We start from the raw sequence: 18,254 nt of genomic DNA on the forward strand, positions 1-18,254 counted from the left end.
AAAGAGGGATGAAAGTGCTGCGAGCGCGTTGTTATCTGTTAGGTGAAACGGCGGTGGTTCTTGAACTGGAGCCCCCCATCACGCTGGCGACTCAGAAACGCATCTGGCGTCTGGCTCAGCGTTTAGTTGACGCCCCGAATGTGCTTGAAGCTATTCCGGGAATGAACAATATCACGGTTACCCTGCGCGACCCGCAAACACTGGCGCTGGATGCGATTGAACGCCTGCAGCGCTGGTGGGAAGAGAGCGAAGCACTGGAGCCGGATTCACGCTTTATTGAAATACCTGTGACCTATGGTGGTGAGTTTGGCCCCGATCTGGCAGAGGTCGCCCGACACAGTGGATTAAGCGACAAGCAGGTCGTCGAACTTCATGCGTCAGTTGACTATGTGGTGTGGTTTATCGGTTTTCAGCCGGGATTTCCCTATCTCGGGAGCTTACCTGAACAGCTGCATACCCCCAGACGTGCGGAACCGCGTTTGCTTGTTCCGGCAGGTTCTGTCGGTATCGGTGGATCTCAAACGGGGATCTACCCGCTTGCAACACCTGGTGGATGGCAATTGATTGGACGTACCTCCGTTTCGTTATTTGATCCAAAACGGGAGGAGCCGATTCTGTTACGGGCTGGCGATACTGTGCGTTTTGTCCCGCAGAAGGAGGGGATATGTTAAACATCATCCGCGCTGGCATGTACACCTCCGTACAGGACGGGGGACGCCATAGTTTTCGTCAATCCGGAATTAGTCACTGTGGCGCGCTGGATAAACCGGCGTTGAACGTGGCTAACCTGCTGGTGGGTAATGATGCGAATGCCGCAGCGCTGGAAATCACGCTGGGGCAACTGGTGGTGGAGTTTGAAGCCGATGGCTGGTTTGCCCTTACCGGTGCCGGATGCGAAGCGCATCTGGATCGAACTCCCGTATGGAGCGGATGGCGGTTACCGGTAAAAGCCGGGCAGCGCCTGACGCTAAAACGCCCGCTTCATGGCATGCGCAGTTATCTGGCAGTAGCAGGCGGTATTGATGTTCCCGAAGTGATGGGTTCGCGTAGTACCGATCTGAAAGTGGGCATTGGTGGGTTTGAAGGGCGTCTGCTGCGTGATGGCGATCGACTGGCGATTGGCGTATCGACCCGGCAATTCAGCGGACCACAAGGTGTAAAACAACTGATGTGGGGTAATCTCATTCGCGCACTGCCCGGCCCTGAATATCAGGAGTTTGATGAGGTATCTCAGGCCTCTTTCTGGCGCTCGCCGTGGCAGCTTAGCCCGCAAAGTAACCGTATGGGGTATCGTCTTCAGGGGCAGCCGCTGACGCGCACGACCGATCGCGAGCTGCTGTCGCATGGTTTGCTCCCCGGCGTGGTGCAGGTTCCGCATAATGGCCAGCCAATCGTGCTGATGAACGATGCTCAGACGACGGGTGGCTATCCGCGCATCGCCTGTATTATCGAAGCAGATATGTATCATCTGGCGCAGATCCCGCTCGGTCAGCCGATTCATTTTGTGCAGTGTTCGCTGGAGGAAGCGCTGAAGGCGCGGTACGACCAGCAGCGTTATCTGGAACAGTTAGCATGGCGACTTAACAATGAAAATTGATCTCAATGCAGACCTCGGTGAGGGATGTGCGAACGATGCAGCGTTGCTGCAATTGGTGTCATCGGCCAACATCGCCTGTGGGTTTCACGCCGGCGATGCGCAAACTATGCTCTTAAGCGTGCGTGATGCGTTAAAAAATGGTGTGGCGGTAGGCGCGCACCCCAGCTTTCCGGATCGGGAAAATTTTGGTCGTAGCGCCATGGCACTGCCTGCACAAACGGTGTATGCGCAGACGCTGTATCAAATTGGCGCGCTGGCTGCCATCACGCGGGCAGAAGGCGGCGTGATGCGCCATGTCAAACCGCATGGCATGCTCTATAACCAGGCGGCGAAAGATCCTCAATTGGCTGATGCGATTGCGAAAGCGGTTCATGCCTGCGATCCGTCGCTGGTTCTGGTCGGGCTGGCGGGAAGCGAACTGATTCGCGCTGGAGAACACTATGGCTTGATAACGCGTCAAGAGGTTTTTGCCGATCGGGGTTATCAGGCCGATGGCAGTCTGGTGCCACGTAACCAGCCGGGCGCACTGATTGAGGATGAAGAGCAGGCGCTGGCGCAAACGTTAGAAATGGTGCAATCCGGCAGAGTAAAAAGCCAAAGTGGAACATGGGCAAGCGTGACCGCCCAGACGGTATGCATTCATGGGGATGGCGAGCACGCACTCGCTTTTGCCCGTCGCTTGCGTAGCGCCTTTAATGCATGCAATATTGAAATTGGTGCATAAGATTTACCATACAAAACAACAATATATTACACAACAACATATACGGGAATGAATTATGGGAGAGGTAATTTCTCTCTGGCCATTGACGGGGATCGCCGTCATCGTGGTCGGATTTCTTTTACGTTTTAATCCGGTATTGGTGGTTATTATTGCCGGGATCGTCACGGGACTGGCGGCGCATATGCCGATCGCCACCATCCTCGAGAAGCTGGGTGAAGGTTTTCTTAACACCCGCAACCTGCCGTTTATCCTGCTGATCCCGCTGGCGGTTATTGGCCTGCTGGAACGTCACGGACTCAAAGAGCGTGCTCAGGCGTGGATTGCGAAAATCCGCAGTGCCACCAGTGGCCGTCTGCTTATTGTCTATCTGTTCATTCGCGAAGCGACCGCTGCGTTAGGGTTGACCAGTCTGGGGGGGCATCCGCAGATGGTGCGCCCGCTGCTGGCGCCAATGGCGGAAGGGGCCGCCGAGAAAAATCACGGAGAGATACCCGGCGCGGTTCGCTATCGCCTGCGCGCAATGTCAGCGGCGACCGATAACGTCGGGCTGTTTTTCGGTGAAGATATCTTTGTTGCCTTCGGCGCGATCATATTCATGCACAACTTTATGCTGGAGTCTGGAGGGATCCAGACCGAACCTCTGCATATCGCCTTGTGGGGGATCCCAACGGCAATTTGTGCTTTCCTGATCCACGGCACGCGTTTGTGGCGTCTGGATAGCTATTTGCAACGTGAGGTGGCGAAAGCAAATGCCGCAGCGAAAGGGGAAGCGAAATGAATTTTCAACAAAGCTATCTCTACTGGCTGGCAGGTGCGGTATTACTGATTGTGGCGCTGATGTCCTGGCAGGACAAAGCAAACCCGCGCCGTTTCACCACAGGCCTGTTTTGGGGCATATATGGCGTACTGTTTCTGCTTGGTGACTGGACATACTCGCTGTTTGGCGATAAACGCGCAGTGCATATTGCCGTCGGCGTTGCGGTGGTCGTGCTGGCCCTGATCGCGGGTTTTGGCGGTGTGAAGCTGGGAAGCTACCATCAACGCACGCAGCAACAGCGTGAAGAAAGCGCCAGCCGCCTGGGCAACCGCCTGTTTTTCCCAGCGTTGGCGATCCCGGTGGTAACGGTCATTGGCGTACTGATGTTCAACCATATTCCGGGCTTACAGGATGCGCTGTTCGGGCCGGGTAATCACGCCACTCTGGTGACGCTCTTTTCAATGACAGCGGGTTCGTTGATTGGTCTGGCGATGGCGATAAAAATGACCCATGAGCGGGTGCATCAACCGATTCAGGAGGCACGCCGTCTGCTGGACTCCATTGGCTGGGCGTTCATTTTGCCGCAGATTCTGGCTACGCTTGGGCTGCTGTTTACAGCGGCGGGTGTCGGTAGCGGCATTTCATACCTGACGCAGGAATATCTGGCGGTGGATAGTCGCTTTATCGCGGTGGCGGTGTACACCATCGGCATGGCATTGTTGACCATGGTTATGGGTAATGCGTTTGCTGCTTTCCCGATCGTGACCGCTGGGATTGGCATTCCGATCCTCGTACTGCAACACGGCGGCAACCCAGCGGTAATGGCGGCGATAGGTATGTTCTCCGGCTATTGTGGGACGCTGATGACGCCGATGGCGGCGAACTTTAATATTGTTCCTGCAGCGTTGCTGGAACTACCGGACAAAAATGCGGTGATTAAAGCGCAGGTGCCAACCGGCGTACTGCTGCTACTGGTCAACGTGTTCCTGATGTATTTCCTGATGTTCCTGTAAGGAGGAAGGATGAAAACAGTACTCATCACGGGATTTGAACCCTTTGGCGGCGAGTCAGTTAACCCTTCCTGGGAAGTGGTCTCGAGCCTCGACAATGCTATTATCGGTGGATGCCGCGTAATAGCCCGCCAACTACCGTGTGTCTTTGGCGAGTCTCTCGCTGTACTCAACGCCGCGATTGACGCGTTGTCGCCATCACTGGTGCTGGCGGTGGGGCAGGCGGGTGGTCGCACGGATATCACCGTGGAACGCGTGGCGATTAACGTTGACGATGCGCGTATTGCGGATAATCAGGGGCAACAGCCGGTCGATGTGCCGATTGTGGTCGATGGCCCGGCGGCATGGTTTAGTACGTTGCCGATTAAAGCGATGGTTGTCTCCATGCGCAACGCGGGAATTCCGGCCTCGGTTTCCCAGACTGCGGGTACTTTCGTGTGTAACCACGTGATGTATGGCCTGCTGCATAAACTACGCGACGTACCGGCGGTGAAGGGCGGCTTTATTCATATCCCTTATTTGCCGCAACAGGCTGCACAGCATCCCGGGGCGCCAAGTATGGCGACAGAAACGGTGCGCCGTGCGCTGGAGATTGCGATTGCCACCGCCTTGCAGGTGGAAAGCGATATCGCAGTGACGGGCGGTGCAACACATTAACAAAGGACAGTATTATGCCTGAAGGCCCGGAGATCCGCCGCGCGGCGGATAACCTGGAGGCGGCAGTCAAAGGCAAACCCCTGACGGATGTCTGGTTTGCCTTTGAGCAGTTAAAACCGTATCAATCTCAACTGATTGGGCAACGTGTTACCCAGCTTGAAACGCGGGGGAAAGCATTACTGACCCATTTTTCTAATGGCCTGACGCTGTACAGTCACAATCAGCTCTATGGCGTGTGGCGAGTGGTGGATACAGGCAAAATCCCGCAAACTTCGCGGGTACTGCGTGTCAGGCTGCAGACACACGACAAAACTATCCTGCTCTATAGCGCGTCTGATATCGAAATGCTGACGCCAGAACAGCTCTCCACCCATCCGTTCCTGCAACGGGTAGGGCCGGATGTACTGGATTTACGTTTAACGCCCGATGAGGTTAAAGCGCGTCTGTTATCTCCGCGTTTTCGCAATCGCCAGTTTTCTGGTCTGCTACTGGACCAGGCATTTCTGGCGGGATTAGGTAACTACCTGCGGGTAGAGATCCTTTGGCAGGTTGGGTTGACCGGGCAGCATAAAGCGTCGCAGCTTAGTGATGAGCAACTGGATCAACTGGCACATGCGCTGCTTGATATTCCGCGGTTGTCTTATACTACCCGCGGCCTGGTCGATGAGAATAAACATCACGGTGCGTTGTTTCGCTTCAAGGTCTTTCATCGGGACGGCGAAACCTGTGAGCGTTGTGGTGGAATAATCGAGAAAACGATGCTCTCTTCGCGCCCCTTTTACTGGTGCCCGGGTTGTCAGAAATAACATAACATGGCGCTGTTCCAGTGCTCTGTATCACCGAAAACTCTCAAGGAAATGAGCAGGAGCGACATATGGATTTTAACCGATTAAGTTGTACCGCTTTACTTGTCGTTGCAGCCAGCACCTTTCCTTTTTTGGCGACGGCCACTGTGCAGATAACCCCCAAATGTGAATCCGGACCGAGAGATATGGAATATATTTATGAACACGGTGCTATAACCCGTTGTTTTTATGCCAACCTCTCTCTTACTCAAGCGTATCAGGCACACAGAAAAACGAGGTCTGACAGCAACAATCTGGCATCTACATTAATTCCGGGCAAGGACCTGAAGATAGAAAATCTCGGAGATACGGAGATGGTGGAATATGTCTGGAAAGGTAATAACGACCTGCATATCACACAGAATTATCCAGGGGGCATAACGGAGTTTATGTTTGTAGCGGATAAGACGGGCACAAACGTGACGGAAATTGCGCACCCGGATTAAAGCGATACATTAAGATGACTGCATTTTTCTCGGTGCATGCACCGAAATAAACCGCGCGACTGCGGGGCCAGTTAACAAAATGCTGAACAGTCGCAGGGTTTGCATCGCCATGATGAGCGCCATATCAGCGTGGCTTCCTGCGGCGATCACCGCAACAGAATCCACTCCTCCAGGACTGGTTGCCAGATAGGCAGTGAGAAAATCGATCTGCATGTAATGCGCCAGTCCCCAGGCCATGGCTGCGCAGATCGCCATCAGTGAAAAAATGGACAACAGGATCTGTGGCAGTGGTCGTAATGCCATCAAAAAGATCTGCTTGTCAAAGCCAAGACCGATTTGCCAGCCAATTGACATGTAGGCTATAGCCAGTAGCCATTCCGGCAGTTCAATCACCATCACTCCGCTTGCATTCAGCATGGCACCCACCAGCATTGGCAATAGCATAACGCCAGAGGGAATACGCAGTAGGCGCCCAGCCGTGCCGGCAACGGCGGCCAGCATCAGAGTGCTGAAAAGATTGCCGCTTAGCGGCGGAAACCAGATGATTTGTTCACTGATTGTTTGGGCCTGGTCGCCCATCACCAGCCGGGTGACCAGCGCTGCCGCGCCGACCACCAACAGTACGCGCAGATACTGCATAAACGCCACCAGCCTGATGTCGGCGCCATAATCCTGGGCCATTGCGACCATTGCTGCTGCACCGCCTGGTGACGAGCCCCACGCACCAGTATTCCCCGGTAGATTACTATAGCGAACCAGCAGCCAGCCGATTATCGCGCTGCTGATAAGGGTTGCCAGCAGTATAACAATCACCATCGGCCAGTGGGCTGCAAGGGTTGTGAAGATTGAACCGGTCAGATTTTGGGCAATCATGCAGCCGAGAATCGCCTGTGCGCCAAGAAATGTGCAGCGAGGAGGATGCAGCGAGATGCCGCGCATACTGAAAATGATGCCGACGATCATCGAACCGAGCAATAAGGGGCCTGGAAGATGGATAAACAGAAAGAGCAGGGAAAGAAGGAGCGATAGCACAAACAACAGGCTCCACTGCAAAACAGGCATCCCATGCTCCCTTGTTTTATACCGCATTCAATGTCTTGATACAGCATAGAGAAAAAGTCCGCTGAAAAAAATATCAGGTATCAATAAAAACGGACTAACCGGCGATCGGGTATTGATGCCTGTTATCTGAAAAAATCGTCGACAGCATCATTCCAGGCATGCCCGAAGATAGACCACTCCTGACTGATTGTAGGTGGAAAACCGCTCCGGCAGTATCCATTTTTTGATTCAAAATCAAAGACACCGTGTGGGTAACCATTTATCAGCAACACACATTTCTTACTGTCTTCTGACCAACCGATCTTCACATCTGATGGGATATGTCCATCTGACACGTCTTCTGCATTGTAAATATGTAGTGCATCTTTGATAGGATTTCCGTCTTCAGATTCATCAAGTGCATAGAAATATCCGGTTTGACCATTATCTTCAAATACAGCAGCGTATGAACCTTCAGGGGCTAAACTTTCTATTACCTGAGTTTCACCGACGATGAGTTGAGCTTGAACCGTAACTGTTATTGTCATTTTAATTTTCCTGGATGTATAAAACTACGCTGTTCTATAATCGGTATTGATGTTTAACGACTTGATTTGAAATTTTTAGGTTGATTGTTTAAATGATGAGCGTCCCTGGGACTTACGCCATCTTTTGATTTCATCAATGACGCCTTGTGGGCTGTCTTCCCTGTCATCCGGGGGATAAAAAATCAATCCATTACTTTCCGGATGGTCCACGATTTTATCGAAATGATCGACTAATGAGTCGATGTAAGATTCACGATCCATTTCTCCCTGGTAGCGCGGGTTTGCAGAGAATTCATTTAGGAAGTCTAAGAATTCGGATTCGGTGTAGTCTTCAAGGCGTTGTTTTAGTTGCATGTGTAACCTCTTTACTTATTAGAGTGATTTTTAATATGATTTTTCACAGTATTAATTCTCATGTTATCCATATCAAAGACTTCGCCACCATTAATGATAAAATCAAGATGGTGAATTTCGAATCTTTTTCTCCTTCCAACATGTTCAGTAGGGATGCTAAATGGAGCATTTCCGAGACGAATTTCTATTTGATTTCGTTCTTTAAACTGTGACATTAGCTCAGGGCACTCTGACACCGCAAGCCAGAACTCTCTTCTGAAATGGTCAAAGTTGCGAAATGTTCTTCCTCGCAGCTTATCTGCGACCTGTGCAGGTATCGGTGCGCCCAGCCCTGAACTGGCGGCTTCAAGCCAACGATTATTTCCGGATAAAATTTCACCGTGGCCGGTTGCTGTGCCGGGTTCGTCCCGGGCTGTTTTCAGGTATACATATATCGGCTGAATGCCTGAATCGGCCGGAAAGACCAGAATATAATCGTTAAAATCGGCGACATCCGGCACAAGGAACGGTGGCGTGGTGTACTCATTTTTGCCATCCGGGATGGGTGTCACCAGAATTGTTGGCTGATCAAGCGGTGGAATATCGCTTCCAGTATGTTCAGGTACATCACCCGTCGCAGGATTTTCTGGCGTCCATGTGATTAACGGCCCGTCTACGTCGTGGGCAGGCGTAAATTCATAACGATGGTGTCCATCATTCCATAGCATATTCGCGACGCGCACGTTTTCATACGGAGTACCTTCGCCGGTATGCACGCCGTAGACTTGCGACTTACCGTGAATGTCGGTTCCCCAGAAAAAACGAACCCGGGTTGTGGCTGTGCCACCTACCAGCGCCTTTTTCCGCAGTTCTTCCTCATACCAGAACTCATCACGTCCGGGAACGCGTGCGCTGCCCGTCCCCGCAGACGGAATATACAGCGCGGAAGCTAACGCTCCGATATAAGGAACGCCGCGTGCGGCGCTGAGCATGCCACCGAGTGACCACTCGCCCCACACCTGCGTCAGCCCACCTAATATCGGCAGCGTGGTCGAGGCTTCTGCGGGTTGTGCATATCCGCAACAATCATCAACGGAAGATTGTGCGAAAACCGCCATCTGACCGAAGTTTTCAGCCGATTCTTCACGGCTCCCTGCGTCTGTACAGCCTTTCTCTTTCAGACAGGATTTGGCATAGACCGGTGTGACTGCAGGAATGAGTGGTGCTGGGGGGGGAGGTCGGTTCGCAACGGGTATTATCGAACTAGCCGGCTGATTGCGGGGCGGTATAAACAAACGATTGTACTCAGCAGGCAACGCCAGGTAGTCAAACTCCGTATTGGCAATCAGGTGCTTGCAAAGAATATAGTCATACGATACCGCAATTTCTTCGGTATCCAGCTCGTTTAGGGCCACATAGGTTTGTATGCTTTTTACCGAAGCATTTCTTAATTGAATATAATAGTAGCGTTCCCATCTGCCGAATCTGTTTATTCGCCATAAATCAATTTCAATAAACAGACGTTCATTGTTATTGATGGCGTTAATAAATAGCGGTGTGCTTTTATCAATTAATTTTTCAAATCTTAGCGCCCGGGTATTAATACCAGAACCCGTATTAACTAATCCGTTAGAGAGCGAAAAAGCAAAAATCTCATCAGGATGGTTTTCCTGCCAGCGATTTCCTATCGATGCGTCTGTACCACAACCAGAAGAGATATCGCCTTGTCGCTCACCTGTTATCTTCAGATAAATAAGGTCGCCCATGCCATTTAATCCAGTGCTGTGTTTTATGAGGCCGGATTAAATAGTTAATGAATTTAAAGATCAAATAATGCTTTGGCAATTAATGCTATATTAAACAGGGTAGGAATTGCGCTCAATTAAATATATTAAAGGGCGAGTAAACGAGAGAAAGTAATATTGAAGAGGTGAATGCAATGAACAAGACGGGAACTGAAAAAAGCCACCGGAATTATCCGGTGGCCTGAACAATTAACGCTTAATATCAGACTTAAAATCGCGCTTGTCGTAGCCGGTGTACAACTGACGCGGACGCGCGATTTTCATGCCGTCGGTGTGCATTTCGTTCCAGTGTGCAATCCAGCCAACGGTACGTGCCATGGCGAAGATCACGGTGAACATGGAGGACGGAATACCCATCGCTTTCAGGATGATGCCGGAGTAGAAGTCTACGTTCGGGTAGAGTTTCTTCTCAATGAAGTACGGGTCGTTGAGCGCAATGTGCTCAAGTTCCATCGCCACTTCCAGCAGATCATCTTTGGTGCCCAGTTCTTTCAGTACTTCATGGCAGGTTTCACGCATGACAGTAGCGCGCGGGTCATAGTTTTTATAAACACGGTGACCAAAGCCCATCAGGCGGAAGGAATCATTCTTGTCTTTCGCGCGGCGAACAAATTCCGGAATGTGTTTAACAGAGCTGATTTCTTCCAGCATTTTCAGCGCAGCTTCGTTTGCGCCGCCGTGTGCCGGTCCCCACAGGGAAGCAATACCGGCCGCGATGCAGGCAAACGGGTTAGCGCCAGAAGAGCCCGCGGTACGTACGGTGGAGGTTGAGGCGTTCTGTTCGTGGTCAGCGTGCAGGATTAAGATACGGTCCATTGCGCGTTCCAGAATCGGATTCACTTCGTATTTTTCGCACGGCGTAGAGAACATCATGTTCAGGAAGTTACCGGCGTAGGAGAGATCGTTACGTGGGTATACGAACGGCTGCCCGATGGAATATTTGTAGCACATCGCTGCCATGGTTGGCATTTTGGACAGCAGGCGGAAGGCGGCGATTTCACGGTGACGTGCGTTGTTTACATCCAGCGAGTCATGATAGAACGCTGCCAGCGCTCCGGTAACACCGCACATAACGGCCATCGGGTGAGAGTCGCGGCGGAAACCGTGGAACAGACGGGTGATCTGCTCGTGGATCATGGTATGGCGAGTGACTGTGGTTTTGAACTCGTCGTACTCTTCCTGCGTCGGTTTTTCGCCGTACAGCAGGATATAACACACTTCCAGATAGTTGGACTCGGTCGCCAGTTGGTCAATCGGGAAGCCGCGATGCAGCAAAACACCTTCGTCACCGTCGATGAAAGTAATTTTGGATTCGCAGGATGCGGTAGAGGTGAAACCTGGGTCAAAAGTAAACATCCCTTTTGAGCCAAGGCTACGAATATCAATAACATCTTGACCGAGCGTACCTTTCAGCACATCCAGTTCAATAGCAGCGTCACCATTTAGAGTGAGTTTTGCTTTAGTATCAGCCATTTACGGTCTCCTTAGCGCCTTATTGCTTAAGACTGCCGGAACTTAAATTTGCCTTCGTGCATCAATAAACCGTTACCAGTTTGTTATTTGGCTCGCCGCTCTGCGAAAGAGGGGATGACCTGGGTACAGAGCTATGGGCGCTTGCAGGTAAAACGGTCTTTTCATGGCGAATAAACTGCAAATCAAGAACTTAGCAATCCGAATTATTTAACCTGTCTATCACTAATAACTGTCCTGAAGGTATTGGTCAATACTTCCACACTGTTACATAACTAAATCTCCGGTGAAAGAGTGACCCCATAACTTTTACGCATTATATGCTTTTTCTGGTGTCGTTTGTAACAACTTTGTTTAATGATTGTCAAATCAGATGATTAAAAATTAAAATAATGTTGTTATCGTGACCTATGTCACTGTTCGGGATAAAACCCGACAAACTATATGTAGGTTAATTGTAATGATTTTGTGAACGTCCTATACTGCCGCCAGGTCTCCGGAATACCCTGCAATCCCGAGCCAACCAGCGTTGTAACGTGTCGTTTTAGCATCTGGAAGCAGTGTTTTATATGACGCGTAGTTATAGTAAGGACGCTGTCTGACCCGCACGCAGACCGGAGGAAGGAAATCCCGTCGTCTTTCAGGCTACAGGTGTCTTCATCTTCTGTACCCGAAGTCTAAAGGGAATAATAAGAACAGCATGTGGGCGTTATTCATGATAAGAAATGTGAAAAAACAAAGACCTGTCAATCTGGATCTGCAAACGATCCGGTTCCCAATCACGGCGATAGCGTCCATTCTCCATCGCGTATCCGGAGTGATCACCTTTGTGGCGGTCGGGATTCTGTTGTGGTTATTGGGTACCAGCCTTTCCTCCCCTGAAGGTTTCCTCACCGCGTCATCCATTATGAATAACTTCTTTGTGGAGTTAATTCTGTGGGGGATCATGATTGCGCTGGCATATCACGCCGTAATGGGCATTCGCCATCTGTTGATGGATTTTGGCTATATCGAAGAAACCCTCGAAGCAGGGACACGCTCCGCCAAAATTTGTTTCGTTATCATTGTCGTGCTTTCACTTCTCGCAGGAGTCCTCGTATGGTAAGCAACGCCTCCGCATTAGGACGCAACGGCGTACATGACTTCATTCTGGTCCGTGCTACCGCTATCGTTCTGACGTTATACATCATCTATATGGTCGGTTTCTTCGCCACCAGCGGCGAGCTGACGTATGAAGTCTGGACCGGTTTCTTCTCATCGGCATTCACCAAAGTCTTCACCCTGCTGGCACTCTTCTCCATCTTGATTCATGCCTGGATTGGCATGTGGCAGGTGTTGACCGACTACGTTAAACCTCTGGCTGTGCGCCTGATTCTGCAACTGGCTATCGTCGTTGCGCTGGTGGTTTACGTCATTTATGGATTTGTTGTGGTGTGGGGTGTGTAATGAAACTGCCAGTCAGAGAATTTGATGCTGTTGTGATTGGTGCCGGCGGCGCAGGTATGCGCGCGGCGCTGCAAATTTCCCAGAGCGGTCAGACCTGTGCGCTGCTCTCCAAAGTGTTCCCAACCCGTTCCCATACCGTATCCGCGCAGGGTGGCATCACCGTTGCGCTCGGTAATACCCATGAAGATAACTGGGAATGGCACATGTACGACACCGTTAAAGGGTCGGACTACATTGGTGACCAGGACGCTATTGAATATATGTGTAAAACCGGTCCGGAAGCCATTCTGGAGCTGGACCACATGGGACTGCCGTTCTCTCGCCTCGACAATGGCACAATTTATCAACGTCCGTTTGGTGGCCAGTCGAAGAACTTCGGCGGCGAGCAGGCGGCACGTACTGCGGCAGCGGCCGACCGTACCGGTCATGCACTGTTGCACACGCTGTATCAGCAGAACCTGAAAAACCATACCACCATCTTCTCCGAGTGGTATGCGCTGGACCTGGTGAAAAACGCCGATGGCGCAGTTGTCGGTTGTACCGCGTTGTGTATCGAAACCGGTGAAGTGGTTTACTTCAAAGCCCGCGCGACCGTGCTGGCGACCGGTGGTGCTGGCCGTATTTATCAGTCCACCACTAATGCCCACATCAATACCGGTGACGGTGTTGGTATGGCTATCCGCGCTGGCGTGCCGGTGCAGGATATGGAGATGTGGCAGTTCCACCCAACCGGTATCGCCGGTGCAGGCGTTCTGGTAACAGAAGGCTGCCGTGGTGAAGGTGGCTACCTGCTGAACAAACACGGCGAGCGCTTCATGGAGCGTTATGCCCCGAATGCGAAAGACCTGGCGGGTCGTGACGTGGTGGCGCGTTCCATCATGATCGAAATTCGCGAAGGTCGCGGCTGTGACGGCCCGTGGGGGCCGCACGCCAAACTGAAACTCGACCACCTGGGTAAAGAAGTGCTGGAATCCCGTCTGCCGGGCATTCTCGAACTGTCTCGTACCTTTGCTCACGTTGACCCGGTCAAAGAGCCGATTCCGGTTATCCCAACCTGCCACTATATGATGGGCGGTATTCCGACCAAAGTAACTGGCCAGGCGTTGACCGTGAATGAGCAGGGCGAAGATGTGGTGATCCCTGGGCTGTTTGCCGTCGGCGAAATCGCCTGCGTATCGGTTCACGGCGCCAACCGTCTGGGCGGCAACTCGCTGCTGGACCTGGTAGTATTTGGTCGTGCGGTTGGTCTGCATCTGCAGGAATCCATCGCTGAGCAGGGTGACCTGCTGGATGCGACCGAAGATGAAATCGACGCTTCTCTGGCGCGTCTGAACCGCTGGAACGGTAACCGTAACGGTGAAGACCCGGTGGCGATTCGCAAAGCGCTGCAAGAATGTATGCAGCATAACTTCTCGGTATTCCGCGAAGGCGATGCGATGGCGAAAGGTCTGGAAGAGCTGAAAGCGATCCGCGAACGCCTGAAAAATGCCCGTCTGGACGATACCTCCAGCGAGTTCAACACCCAGCGCGTTGAGTGTCTGGAGTTGGATAACCTGATGGAGACCGCGTACGCCACTGCAGTATCTGCAAACTTCCGTACCGAAAGCCGTGGCGCGCATAGCCGCTTCGACTTCCCGGAACGTGATGATGAAAACTGGCTGTGCCATTCCCTGTACCTGCCAGAGTCGGAATCCATGACGCGACGTCAAGTCAATATGGAACCGAAGCTGCGCCCGGCATTCCCGCCGAAGATTCGTACTTATTAATGCGGAGACAGGACAATGAAACTCGAGTTTTCAGTTTATCGCTATAACCCGGATGTTGACGACGCTCCGCGCATGCAGGATTACACCCTGGAGGCGGAAGAAGGGCGCGACATGATGCTGCTGGATGCATTGATGCAGCTGAAAGAAAAAGATCCGTCGCTGTCGTTTCGTCGCTCCTGCCGTGAAGGGGTTTGTGGCTCCGACGGTCTGAACATGAACGGCAAAAATGGACTGGCCTGTATCACTCCTATTTCTGCGCTGAATCAGCCGGGCAAAAAAATTGTCATTCGCCCGCTGCCGGGTTTACCGGTTGTGCGCGATTTGGTGGTAGACATGGGGCAATTCTACGCACAGTATGAGAAGATTAAGCCTTACTTGTTGAATAATGGGAAAAATCCGCCAGCTCGTGAGCATTTACAAATGCCAGAGCAGCGTGAGAAGCTCGATGGGCTGTATGAATGTATTTTGTGTGCATGCTGCTCAACGTCCTGCCCATCATTCTGGTGGAACCCGGACAAATTTATTGGCCCGGCAGGCCTGCTGGCAGCGTATCGCTTCTTAATTGATAGCCGCGATACCGAGACCGACAGCCGCCTGGAAGGTTTAAGTGACGCTTTCAGCGTATTCCGCTGCCATAGCATCATGAACTGCGTCAGCGTATGTCCGAAAGGACTGAACCCGACGCGCGCCATCGGCCATATTAAGTCGATGCTGCTCAAACGTAGTGCGTAAGTAGTTGTAGTGGTTGTCGGATGGCGACGTAGCGTCTTATCCGGCCTACGGGTTACGTACCTTGTAGGCCTGATTAGCGAAGCGCCATCAGGCAATTTAAGTGCAGGAAACCTCTAAAAACTGCCACATTATTAGACAGTTTTTAAAGGTTCCTTAGCGGACGCAGATGACACGACAGTCCGCAACAAGTGAACCCCGGCACGCACATCGGTGTGCGTGGTAGTATCCACGGCGAAGTAAGCATACAAATGCTTAAGGGATCACGATGCAGAACAGCGCTTTGAAAGCCTGGTTGGACTCTTCTTACCTCTCTGGTTCTAACCAGAGCTGGATAGAACAGCTCTATGAAGACTTCTTAACCGACCCTGACTCGGTAGATGCTAACTGGCGTTCGACGTTCCAGCAGTTACCTGGTACCGGAGTCAAACCGGATCAACTTCACTCAAAAACACGTGATTATTTCCGTCGACAGGCGTTGATTACCCCACGTTACTCTTCTTCTATTTCCGACCCTGATGCCAATGTGAAGCAGGTTAAAGTCCTGCAGCTCATTAACGCCTATCGTTTCCGCGGTCATCAGCATGCGAATCTTGATCCGCTGGGACTGTGGCAGCAAGAAAATGTGGCCGATCTGGACCCGTCTTTCCACGATCTGACCGATGCGGATTTCCAGGAAAGCTTTAACGTAGGTTCTTTTGCCGGCGGCAAAGACACGATGAAGCTGAGCGACCTGGTTGTTGCGCTGAAACAAACCTACTGCGGCCCAATTGGCGCCGAGTATATGCACATCACCAGCACCGAAGAAAAACGTTGGCTTCAGCAGCGTATCGAGTCTGGCCGTGCCGCATTCAGTAGCGAAGAGAAAAAACGTTTCCTCAGTGAACTGACCGCAGCAGAAGGTCTGGAACGCTACCTGGGCGCTAAGTTCCCGGGCGCGAAACGCTTCTCGCTGGAAGGCGGCGATGCGTTAATCCCAATGCTCAAAGAGATGATCCGCCACGCCGGTAACAGCGGTACCCGTGAAGTGGTACTGGGCATGGCGCACCGTGGTCGTCTGAACGTTCTGGTTAACGTACTGGGCAAACGCCCGCAGGAACTGTTCGACGAATTTGCGGGCAAACATAAAGAACACCTCGGCACCGGTGACGTGAAGTACCACATGGGCTTCTCATCAGATATCGAAACCGAAGGCGGTCTGGTGCACCTGGCGCTGGCGTTTAACCCGTCGCACCTGGAAATCGTTAGCCCGGTGGTTATCGGTTCCGTACGTGCGCGTCTGGATCGTCTGGACGAGCCGAGCAGCAATAAAGTCCTGCCAATCACCATTCACGGTGATGCGGCAGTTACCGGGCAGGGCGTGGTTCAGGAAACCCTGAACATGTCGAAAGCGCGTGGTTACGAAGTGGGCGGTACCGTTCGCATCGTTATCAACAACCAGGTGGGCTTCACTACGTCTAACCCGCTGGATGCGCGTTCTACACCGTACTGTACCGACATCGGTAAGATGGTTCAGGCGCCGATTTTCCACGTGAACGCGGATGACCCGGAAGCGGTCGCTTTCGTGACCCGCCTGGCGCTGGATTTCCGTAATACCTTTAAACGCGATGTCTTTATCGATCTGGTGTGCTACCGCCGTCACGGCCACAACGAAGCCGACGAGCCGAGCGCAACCCAGCCGCTGATGTATCAGAAAATCAAAAAGCATCCGACCCCGCGCAAAATCTACGCTGATAAGCTGGAAGCGGACAAGGTCGCCACGCTGGAAGATGCGACCGAGATGGTCAATCTGTACCGTGACGCGCTGGATGCTGGCGAATGCGTAGTGAAAGAGTGGCGTCCAATGAACATGCACTCCTTCACCTGGTCGCCGTACCTCAACCACGAATGGGATGAAAACTACCCGAACAAAGTTGAGATGAAGCGTCTGCAGGAGCTGGCAAAACGCATCAGCACGGTACCTGAAGCGGTTGAAATGCAGTCGCGTGTTGCCAAGATTTACGGCGACCGCCAGGCCATGGCCGCAGGCGAGAAGCTGTTTGACTGGGGTGGTGCAGAGAATCTGGCTTACGCCACGCTGGTTGACGAAGGCATTCCGGTCCGTCTGTCGGGTGAAGACTCCGGTCGCGGAACCTTCTTCCACCGTCACGCGGTGATTCATAACCAGGCGAACGGTTCAACCTACACGCCGCTGCAGCATGTGCATAACGGACAAGGCACCTTCCGCGTATGGGACTCCGTGCTGTCTGAAGAAGCCGTGCTGGCGTTCGAGTACGGTTATGCCACAGCAGAACCGCGCACGCTAACCATCTGGGAAGCACAGTTCGGTGACTTCGCTAACGGTGCACAGGTCGTTATCGACCAGTTCATCTCTTCCGGCGAGCAGAAATGGGGCCGTATGTGTGGTCTGGTTATGCTGCTGCCGCACGGCTATGAAGGTCAGGGTCCGGAGCACTCCTCCGCGCGTCTGGAACGTTATCTGCAACTTTGCGCTGAACAAAACATGCAGGTTTGCGTCCCGTCTACCCCGGCGCAGGTTTACCACATGCTGCGTCGTCAGGCGCTGCGCGGTATGCGTCGTCCGCTGGTGGTGATGTCACCGAAGTCGCTGCTGCGTCATCCGCTGGCGGTGTCTACGCTGGACGAACTGGCAAATGGTACTTTCCTGCCAGCCATTGGCGAAGTAGATGAACTTGATCCTAAAGGCGTGAAGCGTGTCGTGATGTGTTCTGGTAAGGTTTATTACGACCTGCTGGAGCAACGCCGCAAGAACGACCAAAAAGATGTCGCCATTGTGCGCATCGAACAGCTCTATCCGTTCCCGCATAAAGCGGTGCAGGAAGCGCTGAAACCATTTGCTCACGTACATGATTTTGTCTGGTGCCAGGAAGAGCCGCTCAACCAGGGCGCATGGTACTGCAGCCAGCATCATTTCCGTGAAGTAATTCCATTTGGGTCAGCTCTGCGTTATGCAGGTCGCCCGGCCTCTGCCTCTCCGGCAGTAGGGTATATGTCCGTTCACCAGAAGCAGCAACAAGATCTGGTAAATGACGCGCTGAACGTCGATTAAATAAAGGATA

18 protein-coding genes and 1 pseudogene are annotated in these 18,254 nt (G+C 52.3%); 13 read left to right on the forward strand and 6 right to left on the reverse strand.

Annotation, left to right across the window (positions count from 1 at the left end; all coding sequences use genetic code 11):
- The first annotated feature begins 14 nt into the window (after positions 1-14).
- From pxpB to OGY67_RS18655, 8 genes are all read left to right on the forward strand, one after another.
- The gene (pxpB, locus tag OGY67_RS18620; RefSeq protein WP_286574470.1) at positions 15-671 is read left to right on the forward strand and encodes a 5-oxoprolinase subunit PxpB; all 657 of its coding nucleotides are present in this window, start codon (positions 15-17) and stop codon (positions 669-671) included.
- On the forward strand, positions 665-1,597 hold the full coding sequence (pxpC, locus tag OGY67_RS18625; RefSeq protein ID WP_048214672.1) for a 5-oxoprolinase subunit PxpC: 933 nt from the start codon (positions 665-667) through the stop codon (positions 1,595-1,597). The genes pxpB and pxpC overlap by 7 nt, the downstream gene beginning before the upstream one ends.
- On the forward strand, positions 1,587-2,321 hold the full coding sequence (pxpA, locus tag OGY67_RS18630) for a 5-oxoprolinase subunit PxpA (protein WP_153686958.1): 735 nt from the start codon (positions 1,587-1,589) through the stop codon (positions 2,319-2,321). The genes pxpC and pxpA overlap by 11 nt, the downstream gene beginning before the upstream one ends.
- Before the next feature lie 55 nt (positions 2,322-2,376).
- Complete coding sequence (locus tag OGY67_RS18635; RefSeq protein ID WP_003831395.1) at positions 2,377-3,099, forward strand: DUF969 domain-containing protein; 723 nt, start codon at positions 2,377-2,379, stop codon at positions 3,097-3,099.
- Complete coding sequence (locus tag OGY67_RS18640; protein ID WP_008784131.1) at positions 3,096-4,091, forward strand: DUF979 domain-containing protein; 996 nt, start codon at positions 3,096-3,098, stop codon at positions 4,089-4,091. The genes OGY67_RS18635 and OGY67_RS18640 overlap by 4 nt, the downstream gene beginning before the upstream one ends.
- 9 nt (positions 4,092-4,100) lie before the next feature.
- Positions 4,101-4,745 (forward strand): pyroglutamyl-peptidase I, encoded by a 645-nt coding sequence (gene pcp, locus OGY67_RS18645; protein WP_100272761.1) that lies wholly within the window; start codon positions 4,101-4,103, stop codon positions 4,743-4,745.
- Between the two features lie 14 nt (positions 4,746-4,759).
- Positions 4,760-5,551, forward strand: a complete 792-nt coding sequence (gene nei, locus OGY67_RS18650) for an endonuclease VIII (RefSeq protein ID WP_286574357.1) — start codon at positions 4,760-4,762, stop codon at positions 5,549-5,551.
- A gap of 68 nt (positions 5,552-5,619) precedes the next feature.
- A complete protein-coding gene (locus tag OGY67_RS18655) occupies positions 5,620-6,036 on the forward strand; it encodes a hypothetical protein (protein ID WP_286574358.1) in 417 nt (138 codons plus the stop codon).
- A 9-nt stretch (positions 6,037-6,045) separates the two neighbouring features.
- On the opposite strand, the gene OGY67_RS18660 is transcribed toward OGY67_RS18655, so the two are convergent.
- The 6 genes and pseudogenes from OGY67_RS18660 to OGY67_RS18685 all read right to left on the reverse strand — a co-directional run bounded on the left by OGY67_RS18660 (position 6,046) and on the right by OGY67_RS18685 (position 11,550).
- Complete coding sequence (locus tag OGY67_RS18660) at positions 6,046-7,098, reverse strand: AbrB family transcriptional regulator (RefSeq protein WP_286574359.1); 1,053 nt, start codon at positions 7,096-7,098, stop codon at positions 6,046-6,048.
- A 122-nt stretch (positions 7,099-7,220) separates the two neighbouring features.
- Complete coding sequence (locus OGY67_RS18665) at positions 7,221-7,625, reverse strand: DUF2251 domain-containing protein (protein WP_071445729.1); 405 nt, start codon at positions 7,623-7,625, stop codon at positions 7,221-7,223.
- 75 nt (positions 7,626-7,700) lie between these two features.
- Positions 7,701-7,979 carry a bacteriocin immunity protein gene (locus OGY67_RS18670; RefSeq protein ID WP_071445727.1) on the reverse strand — a complete coding sequence of 93 codons (279 nt, stop codon included), beginning with the start codon at positions 7,977-7,979 and terminating at the stop codon, positions 7,701-7,703.
- Between the two features lie 11 nt (positions 7,980-7,990).
- A complete protein-coding gene (tssD, locus tag OGY67_RS18675; protein ID WP_286574360.1) occupies positions 7,991-9,724 on the reverse strand; it encodes a type VI secretion system tube protein TssD in 1,734 nt (577 codons plus the stop codon).
- A 228-nt stretch (positions 9,725-9,952) separates the two neighbouring features.
- Positions 9,953-11,236, reverse strand: a complete 1,284-nt coding sequence (locus tag OGY67_RS18680; RefSeq protein WP_003831404.1) for a citrate synthase — start codon at positions 11,234-11,236, stop codon at positions 9,953-9,955.
- A gap of 203 nt (positions 11,237-11,439) precedes the next feature.
- A pseudogene (locus tag OGY67_RS18685) lies at positions 11,440-11,550 on the reverse strand (hypothetical protein).
- 383 nt (positions 11,551-11,933) lie between these two features.
- Here OGY67_RS18685 and sdhC point away from each other — a divergent pair.
- From sdhC to sucA, 5 genes are all read left to right on the forward strand, one after another.
- Positions 11,934-12,338 carry a succinate dehydrogenase cytochrome b556 subunit gene (gene sdhC / locus OGY67_RS18690; RefSeq protein WP_286574361.1) on the forward strand — a complete coding sequence of 135 codons (405 nt, stop codon included), beginning with the start codon at positions 11,934-11,936 and terminating at the stop codon, positions 12,336-12,338.
- A complete protein-coding gene (gene sdhD, locus OGY67_RS18695) occupies positions 12,332-12,679 on the forward strand; it encodes a succinate dehydrogenase membrane anchor subunit (protein ID WP_003831408.1) in 348 nt (115 codons plus the stop codon). The genes sdhC and sdhD overlap by 7 nt, the downstream gene beginning before the upstream one ends.
- Positions 12,679-14,445 carry a succinate dehydrogenase flavoprotein subunit gene (gene sdhA / locus OGY67_RS18700; RefSeq protein ID WP_003831409.1) on the forward strand — a complete coding sequence of 589 codons (1,767 nt, stop codon included), beginning with the start codon at positions 12,679-12,681 and terminating at the stop codon, positions 14,443-14,445. Before sdhD ends, sdhA begins: the two co-directional genes overlap by 1 nt.
- 15 nt (positions 14,446-14,460) lie before the next feature.
- On the forward strand, positions 14,461-15,177 hold the full coding sequence (gene sdhB / locus OGY67_RS18705) for a succinate dehydrogenase iron-sulfur subunit SdhB (RefSeq protein WP_003022921.1): 717 nt from the start codon (positions 14,461-14,463) through the stop codon (positions 15,175-15,177).
- Between the two features lie 265 nt (positions 15,178-15,442).
- The gene (gene sucA, locus OGY67_RS18710) at positions 15,443-18,244 is read left to right on the forward strand and encodes a 2-oxoglutarate dehydrogenase E1 component (protein ID WP_003831411.1); all 2,802 of its coding nucleotides are present in this window, start codon (positions 15,443-15,445) and stop codon (positions 18,242-18,244) included.
- Positions 18,245-18,254: the final 10 nt, after the last annotated feature.

The sequence above is a fragment of the Citrobacter sp. Cpo015 genome, from assembly GCF_030333035.1.
Classification (GTDB): Bacteria; Pseudomonadota; Gammaproteobacteria; order Enterobacterales; family Enterobacteriaceae; genus Citrobacter; species Citrobacter portucalensis.